The 18,192-nt window shown below is 73.1% G+C and carries 19 protein-coding genes; 8 read left to right on the top strand and 11 right to left on the bottom strand.

Translation table 11 applies throughout. From position 1 onward, the window contains the following. Positions 1-6 precede the first annotated feature (6 nt). On the bottom strand, positions 7-228 hold the full coding sequence (locus AB0C59_RS18035) for a ferredoxin (RefSeq protein WP_363005793.1): 222 nt from the start codon (positions 226-228) through the stop codon (positions 7-9). Positions 229-252: 24 nt separating this feature from the next. Then, a complete protein-coding gene (locus AB0C59_RS18030) occupies positions 253-1,464 on the bottom strand; it encodes a cytochrome P450 (protein ID WP_363005551.1) in 1,212 nt (403 codons plus the stop codon). A 341-nt stretch (positions 1,465-1,805) separates the two neighbouring features. Here AB0C59_RS18030 and AB0C59_RS18025 point away from each other — a divergent pair, with 341 nt between their 5' ends. Then, positions 1,806-2,435, top strand: coding sequence for a LysE family transporter (locus tag AB0C59_RS18025; RefSeq protein ID WP_363005549.1), 630 nt, complete (start codon positions 1,806-1,808; stop codon positions 2,433-2,435). Positions 2,436-2,643: 208 nt separating this feature from the next. Next, positions 2,644-3,090, top strand: a complete 447-nt coding sequence (locus AB0C59_RS18020; protein WP_363005548.1) for a nitroreductase family deazaflavin-dependent oxidoreductase — start codon at positions 2,644-2,646, stop codon at positions 3,088-3,090. Positions 3,091-3,164: 74 nt separating this feature from the next. On the opposite strand, the gene AB0C59_RS18015 is transcribed toward AB0C59_RS18020, so the two are convergent. From AB0C59_RS18015 to AB0C59_RS17995, 5 genes are all read right to left on the bottom strand, one after another. Further along, entirely contained in the window at positions 3,165-5,504 is a 2,340-nt protein-coding gene (locus tag AB0C59_RS18015) for a SpoIIE family protein phosphatase (protein WP_363005547.1), read from the bottom strand. A 173-nt stretch (positions 5,505-5,677) separates the two neighbouring features. Beyond that, positions 5,678-6,616 carry a cation diffusion facilitator family transporter gene (locus tag AB0C59_RS18010; protein ID WP_363005791.1) on the bottom strand — a complete coding sequence of 313 codons (939 nt, stop codon included), beginning with the start codon at positions 6,614-6,616 and terminating at the stop codon, positions 5,678-5,680. 206 nt (positions 6,617-6,822) lie between these two features. Next, positions 6,823-7,215 (bottom strand): VOC family protein, encoded by a 393-nt coding sequence (locus AB0C59_RS18005; protein WP_363005545.1) that lies wholly within the window; start codon positions 7,213-7,215, stop codon positions 6,823-6,825. Between the two features lie 74 nt (positions 7,216-7,289). Next, entirely contained in the window at positions 7,290-8,792 is a 1,503-nt protein-coding gene (locus AB0C59_RS18000; RefSeq protein WP_363005543.1) for a pentapeptide repeat-containing protein, read from the bottom strand. 62 nt (positions 8,793-8,854) lie between these two features. Next, complete coding sequence (locus AB0C59_RS17995) at positions 8,855-9,799, bottom strand: helix-turn-helix domain-containing protein (protein WP_363005541.1); 945 nt, start codon at positions 9,797-9,799, stop codon at positions 8,855-8,857. Positions 9,800-9,870: 71 nt separating this feature from the next. Between AB0C59_RS17995 and AB0C59_RS17990 the strand changes: the two genes are divergently transcribed. Next, complete coding sequence (locus AB0C59_RS17990) at positions 9,871-10,821, top strand: NADP-dependent oxidoreductase (protein ID WP_363005539.1); 951 nt, start codon at positions 9,871-9,873, stop codon at positions 10,819-10,821. Between the two features lie 97 nt (positions 10,822-10,918). On the opposite strand, the gene AB0C59_RS17985 is transcribed toward AB0C59_RS17990, so the two are convergent. Continuing rightward, positions 10,919-13,063, bottom strand: coding sequence for a DUF1996 domain-containing protein (locus tag AB0C59_RS17985; protein WP_363005537.1), 2,145 nt, complete (start codon positions 13,061-13,063; stop codon positions 10,919-10,921). Between the two features lie 220 nt (positions 13,064-13,283). On the opposite strand from AB0C59_RS17985, the gene AB0C59_RS17980 reads away from it, so the two are divergent. Continuing rightward, the gene (locus AB0C59_RS17980) at positions 13,284-13,964 is read left to right on the top strand and encodes a DUF4230 domain-containing protein (protein ID WP_363005535.1); all 681 of its coding nucleotides are present in this window, start codon (positions 13,284-13,286) and stop codon (positions 13,962-13,964) included. 98 nt (positions 13,965-14,062) lie between these two features. Further along, a complete protein-coding gene (locus AB0C59_RS17975) occupies positions 14,063-14,602 on the top strand; it encodes a VanZ family protein (protein ID WP_363005533.1) in 540 nt (179 codons plus the stop codon). A gap of 34 nt (positions 14,603-14,636) precedes the next feature. Here AB0C59_RS17975 and AB0C59_RS17970 read toward each other — a convergent pair whose 3' ends face one another. Further along, a complete protein-coding gene (locus AB0C59_RS17970) occupies positions 14,637-14,963 on the bottom strand; it encodes a hypothetical protein (RefSeq protein WP_363005531.1) in 327 nt (108 codons plus the stop codon). A 115-nt stretch (positions 14,964-15,078) separates the two neighbouring features. Between AB0C59_RS17970 and AB0C59_RS17965 the strand changes: the two genes are divergently transcribed. Then, complete coding sequence (locus AB0C59_RS17965) at positions 15,079-16,104, top strand: PHP domain-containing protein (RefSeq protein ID WP_363005529.1); 1,026 nt, start codon at positions 15,079-15,081, stop codon at positions 16,102-16,104. 153 nt (positions 16,105-16,257) lie between these two features. Here AB0C59_RS17965 and AB0C59_RS17960 read toward each other — a convergent pair whose 3' ends face one another. Beyond that, positions 16,258-16,428 carry a hypothetical protein gene (locus AB0C59_RS17960; RefSeq protein ID WP_363005527.1) on the bottom strand — a complete coding sequence of 57 codons (171 nt, stop codon included), beginning with the start codon at positions 16,426-16,428 and terminating at the stop codon, positions 16,258-16,260. Between the two features lie 203 nt (positions 16,429-16,631). Between AB0C59_RS17960 and AB0C59_RS17955 the strand changes: the two genes are divergently transcribed. Continuing rightward, positions 16,632-16,910, top strand: coding sequence for a hypothetical protein (locus AB0C59_RS17955; protein WP_363005525.1), 279 nt, complete (start codon positions 16,632-16,634; stop codon positions 16,908-16,910). A gap of 80 nt (positions 16,911-16,990) precedes the next feature. Here the strand turns inward: AB0C59_RS17955 and AB0C59_RS17950 are convergent, their stop codons facing one another. Beyond that, positions 16,991-17,503, bottom strand: a complete 513-nt coding sequence (locus AB0C59_RS17950; protein ID WP_363005523.1) for a GNAT family N-acetyltransferase — start codon at positions 17,501-17,503, stop codon at positions 16,991-16,993. A gap of 194 nt (positions 17,504-17,697) precedes the next feature. On the opposite strand from AB0C59_RS17950, the gene AB0C59_RS17945 reads away from it, so the two are divergent. Next, a complete protein-coding gene (locus tag AB0C59_RS17945; RefSeq protein ID WP_363005521.1) occupies positions 17,698-18,192 on the top strand; it encodes an FBP domain-containing protein in 495 nt (164 codons plus the stop codon).

The raw sequence follows: 18,192 nt of genomic DNA, 5'->3' as shown, positions 1-18,192 counted from the left end.
CTGCTCTCAGACGTCCTCGGGGACCGCCCCGGGCGCGTTCTCGGAGACGGTGATGGCGCCCACCGGGCAGGCGCGGGCGGCCTCCCGGGCCAGCGGGTCGCCGCCGCCGTCCTCCTTGCCGGGGAGCAGTTCGCTGAAGCCGTCGTCGTCCTGGGTGAAGACGCCGGGCGCGGTGAGGGCGCACTGGCCCGCCCCGATGCAGACGTCCCTGTCGATGGTGATGGAGATGTCGCCGGTCATGGTCACAGCCTCTTACCAGGTCACGGGGAGTTCCAGCATCCCCTGGATCGTGTCGCCCGGTTTGAAGGGGATCTGGTCCGCCGGGGCCGCGAGCCGCAGTCCGGGAAACCGCTCGAAGAGGGTGCTGAGCGCGATCTCCAACTCGGCCCGGGCCAGGTTCTGCCCGAGGCACTGGTGGATGCCGAAGCCGAAGGCGACATGGTGGCGGGAGGAGCGGTGCCAGTCCAGGGCGTCGGGCGCGGGGAAGGCGGTGGCGTCCCGGTTGATGACGGACGTGGAGAACAGGACGCCCTCGTCGGCCCGGATGACGGTGCCCCCGATCTCGATGTCCTCGGTGGCCACGCGCACGAGTCCGTCCGCGATGGACAGGAAGCGCAGCAGTTCCTCGACCGCGGCGGACATCAGCTCCGGCGCGGCCCGCAGTTCGGCGAGCTGCTCGGGATGGCGCAGCAGGGTGAACGTGCCCAGCGAGATCATGTTGGCCGTCGTCTCGTGCCCGGCGACCAGCAGGAGCGTCGCCATGGAGATCAGCTGCTCGCGGTCCAGGCCGCCGCTGTGCAACTGCTCCTGGATCAGCTCGTCGAGCAGTCCGTCCCCCGGCTCCGCGCGCTTGCGGTCGATCAGCTCACCGAGGTAGCCGTCGAGCTTGTCCCGGGCGTCGCGGGAGTCGTCCGCCGACGGGCCGCGCAGCAGCCGGCGGGACTGCTCCTCGAAGAAGTCGTGGTCGTCGTAGGGGACACCGAGCAGGGAGCAGATCACCATCGACGGCAGGGGCAGCGCGAAGGCGCTCACCAGTTCCGCGCCCGGCCCCGCGGCCTCCATGGTGGTGAGCAGCCGGTCGACCGTCTCCTGGATGCGCGGGCGCATCGCGGTGGCCCGTTTGAGGGTGAAGCTCGGGACCAGCATGCGGCGCTGGGTGTGGTGCTCGGGGTCGTCGACGCCGAGCAGGACGAGCCGGCGGCCGTCGCGGACGGCGGCGAAGCGCTTGTTGATCATCGGGAACGCCGCGCGGTTGCGGTCGGAGGACAGGCGCGAGTCGGCCAGCAGCGCCCGGGCGGTGGTGTGTCCGGTGACCACCCAGACATCGCGACCGTCGTAGAGGGTGACCCGGCTGAGGGGGCGCTCCTCGCGCAGGGGGTCGTAGGCGGCCGGCGGGTGGTAGGGGCAGGTGCGGTCCTGGGGGAAGGCGACGGGTTCTGTGGTGGTCGTACCGGTTTTCGTCATCTGTGACCTCACACGATCTGTGACCTCGCACCGCGAAGATTCGCTCTTTCCGATCTTCATTAGATGCCCGAGGCATCTACATGGCCACCCGAAGTTCGGACAGATCCACCGGATGCCGTAGGTGGCCGAAGTGCGCCGCCTGCCGACCGGGCCGCGTGACGGCGCGCCGTCACGCGCTCCCGTACGAGCCATGGTAAATCGCTTGTCCGGGCGTCCCCGGTGCTCCAGGATCTGCGCATGCCGACGTTCGACGCCTCCCCGCCGTCCTCCCGCGCCACCGCCTCGCCGGTGCGGGGCCGACAGCGGGCCCGCCGTCCGCGGAGGCACGCGCCGCCCCGGACATGACGGGCGCGCTGGTCGCGGGCCTCGTCGCGGGCTACGGCATCGCCGTGCCCGTCGGGGCCGTGGCGGCCTATCTCGTCTCCCTCACCGCCCGTGCCTCGCTGCGCACCGGCGTGTGCGCCGCGCTCGGGGTGGCCACCGCCGACGGCGTCTACGCCCTGGTGGCGACGGTCGGCGGCAGCGCGCTCGCCGCCGCCCTCCAGCCGGTCCTGGTCCCGCTGCGCTGGGCGTCCGCCCTGGTGCTCGCCGCCCTCGCCGTGCGGGGTGCGCACACGGCGCTGCGCCGGCACCGCACGGCGGTGGACGACGCACGGCGCGCGGTGCCGCCGGGGCCCCTGCGGGCGTATCTGGGACTGCTGGGGATCACGCTGCTCAACCCCACGACCGTGGTGTACTTCGCGGCCCTTGTGCTCGGCGGCCGTTCCGGTGGGGCGGCGGGGCCGGTGGAGCAGGGCCTGTTCGTCCTCGCGGCCTTCGCCGCGTCCGCGAGCTGGCAGCTGGCCCTCGCCGGGGGCGGTGCGCTGCTCGGGCGGGCGCTGACCGGCCGGCGGGGGCGGCTGGTGACGGCGCTGGTCTCCAGCGCGGTGATGGCGGCCCTGGCGGTGCGCACGCTCCTGGCACCGACCTGACGGGAATCGGTCACCCCCGCGCCCGGTTCCCGGGCCGACCGCTGGCCGGATTCGCCGGGTCGGCCCGGGGGCGGGGTGCGGGCGCGTGGCGTGGATGAAACGGTGGCCCACTGGTGTTGAATCCTGAAGCGCGTGGTTCCCGGGCGTGCGCCAGGGCATCCGGGCCACGGCCGTGACAGCAGTCGTACGCGATGAGGGGATCAAGGCCATGCCTCTTGAGGGCGAGTACGAACCCAGCCCGACGCAGTGGGTACGCGAACAGGTCGATCTGTACGAGAGTTCCGGTGGCACCCAGGGGACGACGCTCCTGGACACGGGGCTTCCGGTGATCATCCTGACGACCCTGGGCGCCAGGAGCGGCAAGATCCGCAAGACTCCGCTCATGCGTGTCGAGCACGAGGGCCGGTACGCGGTGGTGGCCTCGCAGGGCGGCGCGCCCAAGCACCCCGTCTGGTACTTCAACGTCACCTCGTGCCCCACGGTCGAGCTCCAGGACGGACCCGAGCGCCAGGAGATGACGGCGCGCGAGGTCACGGGCGAGGAGAAGGCCGCGTGGTGGGAGCGGGCGGTGGCGGCGTTCCCGCCCTACGCCGAGTACCAGAAGAAGACCGATCGTGAGATCCCCGTGTTCGTGCTGGAGCCGACCGGGAAGTGAGCGTGCGGCGGTGGCGGGCCGTGCGGCGCGGCACGCGTCGGGCGGCCCGTCCGCCGTCGGGCCCGTGCCCGTGGTCAGGCGGGAGGCAGCGGCTGCTCGGCCCAGATCGTCTTCCCCTCGCTGGTCTGCCGGCTGCCCCAGCGCTGGGTGAGTTGGGCGACCAGCAGCAGGCCCCGACCGCCCTCGTCGTAGGCGTGCGCCCGGCGCAGATGCGGTGAGGTGGAACTCCCGTCGGAGACCTCGCAGATCAGCGAGCGGTCGCGGATGAGCCTCAGCTGGATGGGCGTGCCGCCGTAGCGGATCGCGTTGGTGACCAGCTCGCTGACCACGAGTTCGGTGACGAACGCGACCTCGTCCAGGCCCCACTCGGTCAGCTGCTCGATGGCCTGCTGGCGGGCGGTGGCGACACAGGAGGGGTCGGACGGGACCTCCCAGGTGGCGACCTGTTCGGCGCCCAGGGCCCGGGTGCGGGCCAGCAGCAGGGCCACGTCGTCGCCGGGTTCGTCGGACAGCACCGACTTGACGACCTTGTCGCACAGGTCGTCCAGGGAGCCGCGCGCGCTCTCCATCGCATGGCACAGCGCGCAGGCACCGTGGTCGGGGTCGCGGTCGCGGCCCTCGATCAGCCCGTTGGTGTAGAGCGCGATGAGCGAGCCCTCGGGCAGCTCCAGCTCCGTCTCCTCGAAGGGCAGTCCGCCGACGCCGAGCGGCGGTCCGGCGGACATCGTGACGAGCCGGGCGCCGCCCTCGGGGGTGAGGACCGCGGGCGGGGGGTGGCCCGCGGCGGCCAGGGCCAGGCGGCGCGAGATGGGGTCGTAGACCGCGTACAGGCAGGTCGCGCCCAGTTCCCCGACCTCCTCGCCGCTCTCCCCAGCCAGATGGGTGACCAGGTCGTCCAGGTGGGTGAGCAGTTCGTCGGGCGGCAGGTCGACGTCCGCCAGGGTGCGTACGGCGGTCCGCAGCCGGCCCATGGTGGCCGAGGAGCGGATGCCGTGCCCGACCACGTCGCCGACGACCAGGGCGACCCGGCCGCCGGACAGCGGGATCACGTCGAACCAGTCACCGCCGATGCCCGCCAGCGATCCGGAGGGCAGGTAGCGGTGCGCGACGTCGAGCGCCGCCTGTTCGGACAGGCCCCGGGGCAGCAGACTGTGCTGGAGGGCGAGCGCGTTGGAGCGCTCGCGGGCGAAGCGGCGGGCGTTGTCGACGCAGACGGCGGCCCGGCTCACCAGTTCCTCGGCGAGGACCGCGTCGTCGGCCGCGTACGGGTCGGGGTTGGTGATCCGCACGAACACCGCCACGCCCAGGGTGGTGCCGCGGGCCATCAGCGGCACGGTCACCAGGGAGTGCGCGCCCTTGCGGTACTCCGCGTCCCCGACGCCCCGGGAGTTGCGCTCCTGGATCCAGCGGTCGAAGTCCGCCTCGCCCCCGCGCCGCAGCACGGCCCGGCCCTCCCGCAGCGCCCGGGCCGGCGGTGAGTAGGACGCGCAGGTGTCGGTGTCCCCGAGCGGGACGGCTGCCTCGGGTGTGCCCTCGTTGACGGAGCGGTGGGCGATGCGGCGCAGCACCAGGTCGTCCAGGGCCCCCTTGGGCGGCTCGTCCCGGTCCATGACCCAGTCGAGCAGGTCCACGCTGGCGAAGTCGGCGAAGCGGGGGATGACGACTTCGAGCAGTTCCTCCGCCGTGTGCGGCACGTCCAGCGTCGTGCCGATCGCCGTGGCGGCCTCGTTCAGCAGGACCAGGCGCTGGCGCGACCAGTGCTGCTCGCTGTTGTCGACGGCGGCGAAGGCGATGGCGGTCACCTCGCCCGGCTCGGTGTGCACCGGCCACATGTCGATGGTCCAGGCGTGCTCCCGGTGGTCGTCGGGCCCCCGGTTGTAGCTCTCGTAGTGCACGGGCAGCCCGGTCTCGGCGACCTGGGAGAGATGGTGGTGGAAGCGCCGGTCGGAGGCGGCGCTCCCCTCTGCGCCGTGGCCCGGGTAGTACTGTCCGGCCAGACCGGCCGCGTCGACGCGCAGGATCTCCCCGGCCCGGTCGTTGGCCCGCAGATAGCGCAGCCCGGTGTCGAACACGGACATCGGGACCGGTGCCTGCTGGAAGGCGCGGGCCACCAGGATGGCGTCCGCGGCCTCGGGGGCGGTGGTGACGACGAAGCCCTGCACGGCGCCGTCCGCACCCGTGACCGCGTACGCGGTCAGGCACAGCGGCACGGGATGTCCGTCGCGGTGCCGCACCACCACGGTGCCGGTGAGCGCGGTGAGCGCCGGAGCCATCACGTCCTCGGCCAGCAGGTCCCGCGCCGCGCGCCCCACGGCCTCTTCGGCCGGGTAGCCCGTCAGCTCCCGGGCACCGTCACTCCATCCCGTCACCGTGCCCCGGGCATCGACGATCGCCGCAGCGGCGACTTGCTCCATATGCTCCAGAATGATCCCTCGTGTGCGTTGCCTCAACCCGGCCGGGCGCGGTCCGGCACTGGGGCCGGGGCCGGGGCCGGGCCCGCATCCCGCCCCGGCCCTGGGACGGCTCCCCTGTCCGACAGGGCCGGGGAAGCCGCGCGAGGCTGCTCTCGCGGCCGGGCCGCCGCCTCTCAGACCTCGCCGCGCTCCCCCGTCTCGGCGGGGCCCTCCTCGCCGCCGGCCGCCGCCCGGGTCGGGGCGTCCGTGATGTCGAGGAAGACCTGGTGGGCCTCGGGGACGGCGCGCGTGACACGGCGCTTGATCCGTATCGCGGCCTCCTCCACCTCCTCGCTCTCCAGCCCCGGCACCAGATCCACGCGGGCCGCCACCAGAAAGGTGTCGAGCCCCAGCTCCATGGTGAGCAGCTGCTCCACGCTGTCGATCTCCGGCTGCCCGTCCAGCACGTCCTGGATGCGGCGGCGCGTCTCGGGGTCGGCCGCCTTGCCGATCAGCTGGTCGCGGGCGTCGCGGCCGAGGACGTAGGCGACGTAGACGAGGAGCACGCCGATGGCCAGCGAGGCGGAGGCCTCCCAGACCACGTTCCCGGTGACCATGTGGAGCGCCATGCCGACGCCGGCCAGGAGGATCCCGAGCACCGCCGCGCCGTCCTCCGCCACGACCGTGCGCAGCGCCGGGTCCCGCAGCCCGTGCGAGGCGGTGCCGCGCTGCCGGCGCGCCTGGTGGAGGGCGCGCAGCAGGGACGCGCCCTCCGAGACCAGCGCCACCCCGAGCACGACGAGCCCCACCACGTAGCCCTGGTGCGACTCCCGGGCTCCGCCGTGCAGCGCCTCGACGCCCTGGAAGACGGAGAAGCAGCCGCCCATCACGAAGATGCCGACCGCCGCCAGCAGCGACCAGAAGTACCGCTCCTTGCCGTAGCCGAAGGGATGGCGCCGGTCGGGCGGACGGCGGCTGCGGCGCAACGCGGCGAGCAGGAAGACCTCGTTCAGGCTGTCGGCCACCGAGTGCGCGGCCTCCGACAGCAGGGCGGGTGAGCCCGCGACGACGCCGCCCACGGCCTTGGCGGCGGCGATCACCAGGTTCGCGGCCAGCGCCACGAGCACCGTGATCCGTGTCCTGCGGTCGGGGGATCCGGGCGTCCGCTGCGCCGCGGCACCGTCCCCGGATCCGTCCGCGTTCGAAGGGTCATGGCCGACGGGAGAACGGTCCACCGTCCCGTGCGGCCCTTGCGTGTCGGAGGATGTCCTGCTCACACGGCCCGACTGCCCCCCGAGGGTGCGTCTCACACGGCGGGGGCGCCGGAAAGCCGGTCCCCTCAGCCCAGTTTGGGTGCCGCGGTCCTGTTCGTCATCAGGGTGAAGGAGTGTCCGGCGGGGTCGGCGCAGCCGCGCTCCTCGTACGGCCCCGGCGCGTCCTTCGCCTCCAGCGGGCGGCCGCCGAGGGCGACCACCTTGCGCTCGGCCGCGTCGAGGTCCTCGACCACGAAGTCCAGATGGGCCTGAAGGGAGTTCTCGGGCCTGGGCCAGCTCGGCGGCGTGGCGTTGGCGTCCCGGCGGAACGCCATCCGCATCCCGTCCGCGCTCCGGATCTCCACGCGGTTCGCGCTGACGTGGCTCTCCTCGGCATCGAGCAGTTCCCGGTAGAACGCGGCGAGTTTCTCGGGCTCGGCGCAGTCCAGGACCACGATGCCCGCCACCACCAGTGCCATGGTTCCTCCGTACGGTCTCGGGGCGGGCGGCGCCCCGCCCGCGTACGTACCCCGGATATCCCGGTCCCCCGGATTCAGTCGGCGCGACGCAGCATGCGGTTGGCCCCGGCCGCGGCCGTGGTGGCGAGCAGCCAGCCCAGGCAGACGAGGGCGACGGCCGCCCACTGCAGCGGCCCCCGGGAGGCGTACGCCTGTTCCTGCCCGAAGTCGACGAGCGGCAGCAGGAGATCGAAGGTGTAGATGGCCGCCTGGAAGTGCGGCCCCTTGCCCGCTTCGACGGGCCGCGGCGGCCATGTGCTGAAGAGCAGCGTGCCGGTGAGCATCATGGCGACGAGCCACCACACGGCACGCAGCGGCTGGTAGCCGTAGCCGACGGTGATGTCCTGCAGCGCGCTCCACACCCTGCCCGGCCGGGCCAACGTGCCGCGCAGTCGGCGCTGTTTGGCGAGCAGCACGGTGCGCGCGTCGGCGTCCCTGCCGTGCTGCCGGTACACGGCCGCCAGGCGTTCGTACGGCTGCGGGGTGAAGCCCTCGGGGTCGCCGGCCAGCAGCGGGAGCCTCTGGGCGGCGGGGAGTTGGGGCAGCAGGGTGTCGTAGACGGCCCCTTCGAGGCGCAGGGCGCGCGGTCCGCGCCCGGGTGCCGCGCGCAGGACCGTGACGCGGGTGTGGCTGAGGTCGACGGTACCGTGCACGGGTTCGCGGGTGCCGAGGTCGAGTTCGGCGGCGACGGTGCGCCGGCAGGTCAGCGCGGGCTGTCCGGCGGGGACGTCGATGACGGCGTCGTCGAAGGAGATACGGCTGCGCACGGTGATGTTGCTCAGTGAGATCCTGCCGTGCGCGGTGAAACCGCCGCGGCAGTCGAACTCGGCGCCCACGTCTATGCCGTGGGCGCGCAGCGCCGGTCCGTCCGCGCGGCTGAGGGTCGCGCCCTCGAAGAGCGCGCCGCCGCCGAGCCGGGCGTCGCACAGGTCCACCGCGCCCTCGGCGACCAGCCCGCCCCGGCAGTCCAGATCCCCTCCGACGCGCAACCGGTTGCCCCGTAGCGCGGTCCCCCGCGGCACCCGCAGGGTGCTGGCGCGCAGGTCGACGCTGCCCTGGACCGAGGCGTCCCGCAGATCGACGCCGCCGTCCAGCTCGCTGTCCGTGAGGCGCAGCGTGCCGCCGATGTCCGCGCCCGACAGGTTCAGGGGGCCGGTCAGCCGGCAGCCGGTCAGCTCCCACTTCCAGCCGATCGACACACCCGCCGCCGACACGCCCGGCACTTCGCAGTCGCGCAGCTCCAGCGCGCCGAGCGACGCCCCCTCCAGATGCGGCGCCCGCTCGAACCGGCAGTCGCGGAACTTCAGGGTGCCCTCGACGTGCGCCTCGGCGAGGTCGAGGCGCCCGGTGACTCGGACGCCCTCGAGGCGCAGCCGGGCCAGGTGTCCCGGCTCGGCCGGCGGTGGCGCGAGCAGCAGCCGCCGGATCGCCTCGGCCCGGATGTCCGGGCCGCCCGCGTACCACTCGCCACGGCGGTAGGCCGCCCACATCGCCTGCTCGCTCTGTCCCCACCCGACCGGCGCGAGGCTGCCCGACACGTCGACTCCCCCTGTGACAACGGCAAAACGCTGCCACGTTACCCGCGAGCAGGGGGCGGAGGTCAGTGGGCCGCCTGGAACGTGCGCCGGTAGGCCTGCGGGGAAACACCGATGGCCGAATGCAGGTGCTGCCGCAGTGAGGCACCCGTGGCGAAGCCGACCTCGCCCGCGATCTGGTCGACCTGCAGATCGGTGGACTCCAGCAGATGGCGGGCCCGCACGACGCGCTGCTGGATGAGCCAGCGGCCGGGGCTCAGGCCCACCTCCTCGTTGAACCGGCGGGCGAAGGTGCGCAGGCTCATACCCGACCGGCGGGCCAGCTCCGACAGCGCGATGGGCTCGCCGAGGTGGTCGAGGGCCCAGGCGCGGGCGTCCGCCGTGCTCGCGACACCCTGCGCGGGAACCGGCTGCTCGATGTACTGCGCCTGGCCGCCGTCCCGGAACGGCGGCACCACGCAGCGGCGGGCCACCGCGTTGGCCAGTTCGCTGCCGTGGTCCGTGCGCACGATGTGCAGGCAGATGTCGACCCCGGAGGCCGCGCCGGCCGAGGTGAGCACCCGTCCGTCCTCGACGAAGAGGACGTCGGGGTCGAGGTCGACCTGGGGGTGCATCCGGCGGAACAGGTCGACCACCTGCCAGTGCGTGGTCGCCCTGCGGCCGTCGAGGAACCCGGCGGCGGCCAGCACGAAGGCGGCCGTGCAGATCGACACGATGCGCGCGTCGGGGCGGATGCGCGCGAGCGCGGCGGCGACCTCGTCGGGGAGCTCCGTGGTGATGTGCGTGGTGGGCATGGAGGTGACCACCACCGTGTCGGCGGTGGCGAGGATCTCGGGGCCGTGCTCGACCACGACGGAGAAGTCCGCGTTCGTCCGCACCGGGCCGCCGTCCACCGAACAGGTGAGCACCTCGTACCTCCCGTCGGCGGCGCCGAAGATCCGGCTGGGGATGCCCAGCTCGAAGGGGTACGCGCCGTCCAGCGCCAGGACCACGATCCGTTCCACATGCATGGCAGGATCATATCGAAGGTTGTCCATTCTGCCATTTTCCCCTCGGGCGGACCCGGGCAGGCTGGTTCACCATGAGCACTGTGAACACCATGCGCGCCATCAGCCAGGACGTCCTCGGCGGTCCCGACGTCCTGCGGGTCGTCGAGGTCGAGCGTCCCGCCCCGCGCCCCAACGAGATCCTGATCCGGGTACGCGCCGCCGGCGTCAACCCCACCGACTGGAAGCACCGCGAGAACGGCGGATTCCTCGGCGAGCCCCCCTTCGTCCTCGGCTGGGACGTCTCCGGGGTCGTCGAGGAGACCGGGATCGGCGTCGCCCTCTTCCAGCCCGGCGACGAGGTCTTCGGCATGCTGGCGTATCCGTTCGGGCACGGCTCCCACGCCGAGTACGTCACGGCCCCCGCGCACGCCTTCGCCCACAAGCCCCGGTCCGTCGACCACGCCCAGGCGGGTGCGCTCCCCCTGGTCGCGCTGACCGCCTGGCAGGCGCTGGTCGAGACGGCGGACGTCCAGCCGGGGCAGCGGGTCCTGATCCACGCGGCCGCCGGCGGGGTCGGCCATGTGGCCGTGCAGATCGCGAAGGCGCGGGGCGCGTATGTGATCGGTACGGCCAGCGCGGGCAAGCACGACTTCGTGCGCGGCCTGGGCGCCGACGAACTCGTCGACTACCGCGAGACGGACTTCGCCGAGGCGGTCCGGGACGTCGACGTCGTCCTGGACACGATCGGCGGCGACTACGTCCAGCGTTCCCTGCGGACCCTGCGCAAGGGCGGGATCCTGGTCACCATCCTGCCGCGCGGCTCGAAGGAACTGCCGCTGGAGGCGGAGAAGCTCGGGGTGCGGGCGACGGAGATGCTGGTCGACGCCGACCACCACGGCATGACACGGATCGCGGACCTCGTGGAGCGGGGCGAGCTGCGCGCCACCCTCGCCGGGACGTTCCCGCTGGCCGAGGCCGCCACGGCGCACGAGCTCGGCGACACCGGCCGGACCACGGGCAAGCTGGTCCTGCTGATGGACTGAGGCGGCTCATGGCGCACGCCGAGGCGGCGCGTCCCGGGAGTGAACGGGGCGCGCCGCCTCGGCGTGCGCGTGCGGGTCGGGTGGGTCGGGCAGGCCGTCAGAGGGAACGGCGTCCGATCCGGCGCAGGAGCAGGAGTCCCGCGCCGACGAAGACCGCGCCGATCGCGGCCGGCCACAGGTGCGCGCCGGTCTCGGCGAGGCCGCCGCCCGACGCCTGCGGCTCGGTCTGCACCGGGACCGCCGGGCTGCCGCCGCCGACGGCGGCCGTCTGCGACGCGGCCGGCGCCGCGGCGGCCTCGTTCGCAGGCGCGGTCTGGTTCGACTGGGCCGACCGGGCACCGCTGCCGCTGTCCGTGGCGCTCTCCGGTGTGACGGACGCACCGCCCTGGGCCGCCTTGGGGGTGGCGGCGGCGTGGCCATGACCGCCGGCGGAGCCCGCGCCCGAGGTCGCGCTCTCCGGGGCGTCGGTCACGACCGTGCCCGGCCTGGCGGCCGGGGGCTGTGCGGTCTGGTCGCCGCCGGTGCCGCTGCCGCCGTTGCCGTCCGCGCCGTTGCCGGTGTCAGCGCCGGTGCCGGTACCGGCGCCGTTGCCGCCCGTGCCGGTGCCGTTGCCGGTGTCACCGGCGCCGGAGCCGGAGCCGTTGTCGCCACCGTTGCCCGTGCCGCCGTTGTCACCGTTGCCGGAGCCGCCGCCGTCCGAACCGCCGCCGCACTGCCGGCCGGTGTTGACGCAGTCGACCACCTGGTTCATCAGGCCGTCGTCCATGACGTTGATGAAGTCGTCGTGGTCGGTGATCGGCTTGTGCAGCTGCTCGGGGAAGCCGTCCACCGCGTAGGGGTTCTTGACCTGGCCGTTCTCGACGGTGGGCCGCGGGATGTCGTACACCAGCCGCATCGTCAGCTGCGGGATCGCCTTGAACCCGTTCTGGCAGTTGCCGTCCGCGTCGGCGAACGCCACGTGCGTGCGGTGGTTGGCGCTGTCGATGTTCTGGCCGTCCCAGCAGCTCTGGAAGGCGAAGGACCGCACCACCTGGCTGCCCTGCGGGCAGATCGGGTACTTGTCCGTCAGCTGGACCTTGTCCTCGAAGCCGGTGCAGCTCCAGTGCGCGTTGGCGTTGCCCGGCCCGTTGGTGAAGGCCTTGGCGTCACCGGTGATGATCCGCAGGAACCGGGGCATCGCGACGACCTTGGCGGTGGGGCTGCCCACGTACTTGATCTCGGCCTGCTTGGCGACCAGGATCCGGCCGACGTTGCCTTCCTTGCCGCCGCCGTCCGCGTTCTGGTCGAAGTCCTGCGTGCCGTCCTGGACCCGGACCACCGGCCAGTAGTACGACGACTTGTCGCCCTGGTTCTCGCAGCTCGTCTGCGCCGCGGCGAAGGTGTCGTTGGTGGCGAAGGCGTCGTTGGACTGGTTGCCCACGTAGTCGTGCAGGTGGTGCGCGCCGTTGGTCACGCCGGGTGCCACGATCACGTTGTCGGTGTTGTGCTTGCCGTTCTCGTTCACGCCGCACCTGGTGACGAAGCCACCGGTGGAGGCGTTCGCCTGCTGCTGGGGCCTGCGGACGTTCGGCTGCACGGTGGTGATGTCCACGAAGTCCGAGGCGACCGGGCCACTGGCCGCCGCCTGGCCGCCGGTGCCCTGCTGCTGGCCGGTGCCCTGCTGCTGGCCGTTGTCCTGACCGCCGTTGTTCTGGCCGCTTTCGCCCGGCTGCGTGGCGCCGTCACCGGGCGCGCCCGACGCGCTCTGGCCGCCGGCCCCGGGCTGCGCCTGGTCGGCGGGCATCCCGGTGCAGGGAGCCAGGCCGTCCATGTCGCCCGGCGCGCTGCCGCCGGCCTGCTGGTAGTCCGCCTCGATCCGGTCGAGCACGGCGCCGCGCTTGTCCCGCAGCGGTCCGAGGATCGCGTTCTGCACATACCCCGTGTCGCCGGCCTGGGCCTGGCGTGTGGAGGCCAGCCGGGCGTAGGCCTCGGTGATCTGCTGGTCGAGCAGGGCGAGTTCCTTGTCGACGGCGGGCTTGGCCCGCTGCGGCACCGCGGTCAACCTGCTGCCCACGTCGGGGCAGTCGATGGTGGCGGTCGCCGACTTCACCTGGTCGCCGTCGCCCGAACCGCCCCAGCCGCCCTCGGCCGCCGAGGCGTAGACATTGGCCGCCACCAGGCCGCCTCCGCCCAGTATCAGCGCGATCGCCCCGAAGGTCGCGCGGCGCGCGCCTGTTGGGCGTCTGCGCGAATTGCGTGTCAAGGGAGTACTCCTCCACGTCCTGGCCGTCACGGCAGATGAATCCCTGCTCTGTGTACGGAGCCGGCGGCGACCGTGTTCAAACGCCTCACGGATTCACCGCAACCCCATACGCCGGCCGGCCGCTGCGGCGGCTGCGCGACGGGCGCGTGAATTCAGCCAACCGGGCGTTGTGGAGGTGGAGATGGTGGGCAATCGAGGAAGGGAAGGGAGGGCGTTCGACATGACGACGTCCACGAAACGTGACCCCTCGCCGACGACCGCGAGGCGGCCGGTGCCCGGCTGGGTCAAGGCGGTCATCGCCCTTGTCGCGGTTCTGGCCGTGCTGGTCGCCGGGCTGGGGTTGAGCGTGACCCTGGGTCTGCGCGACCTGTTCGGGGAGCAGACGCACGACCGCTCGGGACCGGCGCTCCTGCGGTCCATCCAGGACATGAGCCGCTACGAGGCCGCCTCGGGCAACTTCCAGGTGGTGGTGGACCTGGAGAAGGACTCCAGGTACCTGCCGTCGGCGATCCGCGGCACCCGCACGCTGTACGTGGGCGCCGGCTCGGTCGACGCGTACGTCGACCTCGGCAAGGTCGGCGGGCGGGACGTCACCGTCAACGGCGACCGCACCGCGGCCACGCTCCGGCTTCCGCACGCGGTGCTGGGCAAGGCGGCCCTCGACCCCGACCACTCGTACGCCGTGTCCAAGCAGCGGGGCCTGCTGGACCGGATCGGCGACCTGTTCTCGGACAACCCGAACAACGAGCGTGCGGTGCAGCAACTGGCGGTCCGGCACATCGGCGAGGCGGCGAAGGAGAGCGAACTGACCACCCGCGCCGAGGCGAACACCACCAGCATGCTCGAAGGACTCCTCAAGTCCCTCGGCTTCACGGACGTCAAGGTGTCGTACGGCACCTGAGCGCCCCCTCCACAGGGCCCCCTCACCGGCCCGGAGTCAGAGCCCGTGTCGCGGGTATCCGCTGTTGTCCATGGCCATGGTGAAACCAGGAGGATCGCATGGCACGCACGGCATTGAGCGCCCGCCTCACGAAGACCGGCCGCGGGCGAGGCCCGGCGCCGGCGGCCGGGGAGCGGCGGCCGCTGCCGCTCCCCCTGCGCCTGCTGGCGATGGTGGTCGCGTTCGCCGCGATGGTGGCCTTCGCCGCGGCGCTGGCCCGGGCGACGCTGGAACCCTCGCCCGCTTCCCAGGCCCTGGTCCACAGCAATCTGCATCCCGGGCGTTCGATGCGCGCCTATCTGGAGCAGCCCGCCCTGCGGGACGCGGTCAAGCAGATCGGCGGCAACATCCTGCTCGGCGTTCCCTTCGGGGTGATCCTGCCGGTCCTCGCCCCGGCGACCCGTCGCTTCCTGCGCGTGGGCCTCATCACCGCGATCGTGATGCTGGCGGTCGAACTGGTCCAGGGGGCGCTCATCACCGGCCGCGCCTTCGACATCGACGACGTCATCCTCAACACCACGGGCGCGCTGCTCGGTTACCTCCTGCTGGGCCGCCGGCTCGGGCGCGCCGTGCACGCCCGAAGGCCGCGTACGGCCTGACCCTGCGTCCCCGACCGCGCGCGGCCGCGCGCCGTCACCCGCTCTCGGGACCGGCGGGCTCCTGACGGCGGCCGAACCCGCGGGGCCGGTGTTCCCCGCGGTCGCGCTCGTGGTGTCCGGGCTCGTGGCGCGGTGTCCAGGTCAGCTTGTCGCCGCCCACCCAGCGCACCACGTCGGGGTCGTCGAGGTCATGGACCGGGACACCGGCCTGCGAGGCCACGTCGAGCACATCCACCAGAGACGTCGCCCGACCCACCATCTCACCGTCCACCTGCACGATCCGGAACGGCGGCTCGCCCGGCTGCACACCGAGCACCATGATTCGCGGATGGGAGATGTGCGGGCTGGAGATTTCGGTCATGCATAGAGCGTAGAGCCCCTCACGCGACTCAGCGGCTCGACGGACGGGACGTACCCGGCCGCGTCCCGGGTGCGCACCCGGGACGTCTGGGCAACGCTGGGTGGAGGAGGTGCGGATGGATCCCGTCGCGGCCCTGGACCGGATCGCGTTCCTGCTGGAGCGGGCCGGGGCGCCGACGTATCGCGTGCGGGCCTTCCGCACGGCCGTGGGGGTGCTGGCGGCGCTGCCGGCGGACGAGGTCGCCGCCCGCGCGGCCGCCGGGACGCTGGAGTCCCTGCGGGGCATCGGCCCCAAGACGGCCCAGGTGGTGCGTGAGGCGCTGGCCGGGACGACGCCGGCCTACCTGGCGAAGGCGGAGCAAGAGGCCCGGTATCCGGCCGGGGCCGGTGGGGAGCGGCTGCGGGCCCTTCAGCGCGGTGACTGCCATCTGCACTCCGACTGGTCGGACGGCGGCAGCCCGATCGAGGAGATGGGCCGTACGGCGGCACGGCTCGGACATGAGTGGGCGGTGCTCACGGACCACTCGCCCCGGCTCACCGTGGCCCGGGGGCTGTCCGCCGAGCGGCTGCGTGAGCAGCTCGCCGTGGTGGAGGAGCTCAACGCGCGCTGGGCGCCGTTTCGGCTGCTGACCGGTATCGAGTGCGACATCCTGGACGACGGCTCCCTCGACCAGGAGCCGGATCTCCTGGACCGCCTCGATGTCGTGGTGGTGTCGGTGCACTCCAAGCTCCGCATGGACGCGGGCCCCATGACGCGCCGCATGATCGCCGCGGTCCGCGATCCGCGCTCCGACGTGCTCGGGCACTGCACGGGACGGCTGGTCACCGGGCGCGGTCGCCCCGAGTCCCGGTTCGACGCCGACGCCGTGTTCGCGGCCTGCGCCGCGTCGGGCACGGCGGTGGAGATCAACAGCCGGCCCGAGCGGCTGGATCCGCCGCGTCGGCTGCTGCGCCGGGCCGTCGACGCGGGGGTGCTGTTCTCGATCGACACGGACGCGCACGCGCCGGGCCAGCTGGACTGGCAGATCCACGGCTGCGCCCGCGCGGAGGAGTGCGGGGTGCCCCCCGAACGGGTGATCACCGCCTGGACCGCGGAGCAGGTGCGGGAGTGGACACGCGATCGGACGACGCCCGCCTCCTGAGTCACGACAGGTGACACACGTCACAGCCCCGCGTTCCGTCTCCCGGAACACCGACCGGTAGTTTTGAGTTGAACAAGCTGTACCACCAAGGACTGCCTCGGCCGCGATTCCCCCGTCGCGGCCGAGGCCCTTTTCCGGCCGGGCACGGCCTGCTCAGTCCGAGGGCTCCTCGGGTTCGGCCCGTGCGACGGGCTCCGTCGGCTCCGTGCCGCGGTCGCCCTCGCCCCGCCGCCGCTCATCACCCCCGCCGGCCTGCTGATCGGGCATGTCGCGGGGGATCGGCCCCTTCTTCCGGCCAGGATCCCGGTGACGTCGATCGGTCACGGCAGACCTCCTCGGCCGAGGCGACGTGCCGCACGCGGGGGCGCGGGCCTGTCCCCGGTCAGCCGCCGAGTACCGCGGGGCCCGGGGAGCGAAACCGCCGGATGCGGCCGACCGGGCCCCACGGAGCCGACCGGTCGATCCGCGGGGTGGTCCCGCGGGTCGCAGCCCGGACCGAGGGTCCACCGCGCCTAGGATCCGGGGCCGTGGCGACCACCTTCGAAGTACTCGTGGAGAAGCAGCGTGCGACGAACGAGGCACAGGCGAGAGCCTCGGAGCTGCGCGACCAGTACGGCCCTCCCACCGTCACCCCGTGGACCAGGCAGCAGAGCGACATGTACGAGACCGCGATCCGTGCCTGGCGGGACCTCGAGCGCGACCTCCAGGGCGAGATGACGGAGTACGCGAAGGAGCACGGCCGGATCCGCGGCGAGGTGGAGCAGGAGGTGAGCGCGCACGCCGGGAAGCCGACCCAGGGCGCCTGACGCGTCGCGCCGGCACCGGCGGGAGGCCCGAGTCGGTGTCCGCCGTCCTGGGCGGCCCCGCGCCGCGTGGGGCAGGCCCGTCACCGAGGGCCCAGGTCGGCCCTCCAGACGTGGGACGTGATCCAGTGCCCCTCGGGGTACTCGAAGTCGGCCGTCCCCATCAGTTCGAAGCCGGCCTTCCGGCAGACCGCGTTCGAGGCGTGATGGAGCACACTCGGGAACGCGTACAGGTACCGGCGCGAGCCGGCGGCCGCCGCCTCCGTCACGATCGCGCGCGCCGCCCGTGCCGCGAGGCCCCGCCCCTGGAACTCGGGCAGCACTCCCCACCCCGTCTCCCAGACCGCCGCCCCCTCCCACGTCCGCTCCCAGAAGCCGACGACCCCCACCGCCTGGCCGGTGTCCGCCAGGGTGACGCGGTACATCCGCCCGGAGTCGAGCCCCAGGTAGCGCCGGTGCCGCGCCGCCAGTCGCTCCTCGGTCTCCGGGCCGCCCAGATGCTCCGTCATCTCCGCGCTGTTGTTCCTGCGCAGCAGCCAGAAGTCGTCCTCGCCCCACGGGTCGAGCCTCACCCGCCACACGTCGGTGCTCTCCATGGCGCTCACCCTAGGACGAGGGTCCGACATCGCTCCCGCGCGACCGCTCCCCCGCGGGGCCCACGGCCGGGTCGAAAACCCGTTGGCCCCGCCCGAAGGGGCTGGATACCTTAGGCCCGAAGCTAATGATCCTAGGTTCCTGGGTGTCACACCCCGCCGTACCCCTGGGTTCCGCACCCGGAAGGACACCCGTCATGAGGCCGCTCACCGAGCAGGACATCCGCAGCTCGTTCATCAACTGCTCCAAGGGCGAGGCCAAGCGCCTGTCGATCCCCCGCGACCTGGAGGAGCGCCCCTGGGACGATCTGGACTTCCTCGGCTGGCGGGATCCGGGCGCACCCGATCGCAGTTACCTGGCGGCCGAGCACGGTGGTCGGCTCGTCGCGGTCGCGCTGCGCTTTCCCTCGTCGCAGCGCGGGTTTCTGCATCGGAGCATGTGCTCCCTGTGCCTGACCACCCATCCCGGCAGCGGCGTGTCGCTGATGACGGCCCGCAAGGCGGGCACGGCGGGTCGCGAGGGCAACTCGGTGGGCGTCTACATGTGCGCCGACCTCGCGTGCTCCCTCTACGTGCGCGGCCGAAGGACGCCCGAGGCCACGCTGCGCATGGAGGAGACGCTGAGCACGCGGGAGCGGATCGCCCGGACGGTGGGCAACCTGTCCTCCTTCCTCGACAAGCTCCACTCCTGA

The sequence above is a fragment of the Streptomyces sp. NPDC048664 genome, from assembly GCF_040650555.1.
Lineage (GTDB): Bacteria > Actinomycetota > Actinomycetes > Streptomycetales > Streptomycetaceae > Streptomyces.
This window is presented reverse-complemented; position numbering and strand designations above follow the sequence as displayed.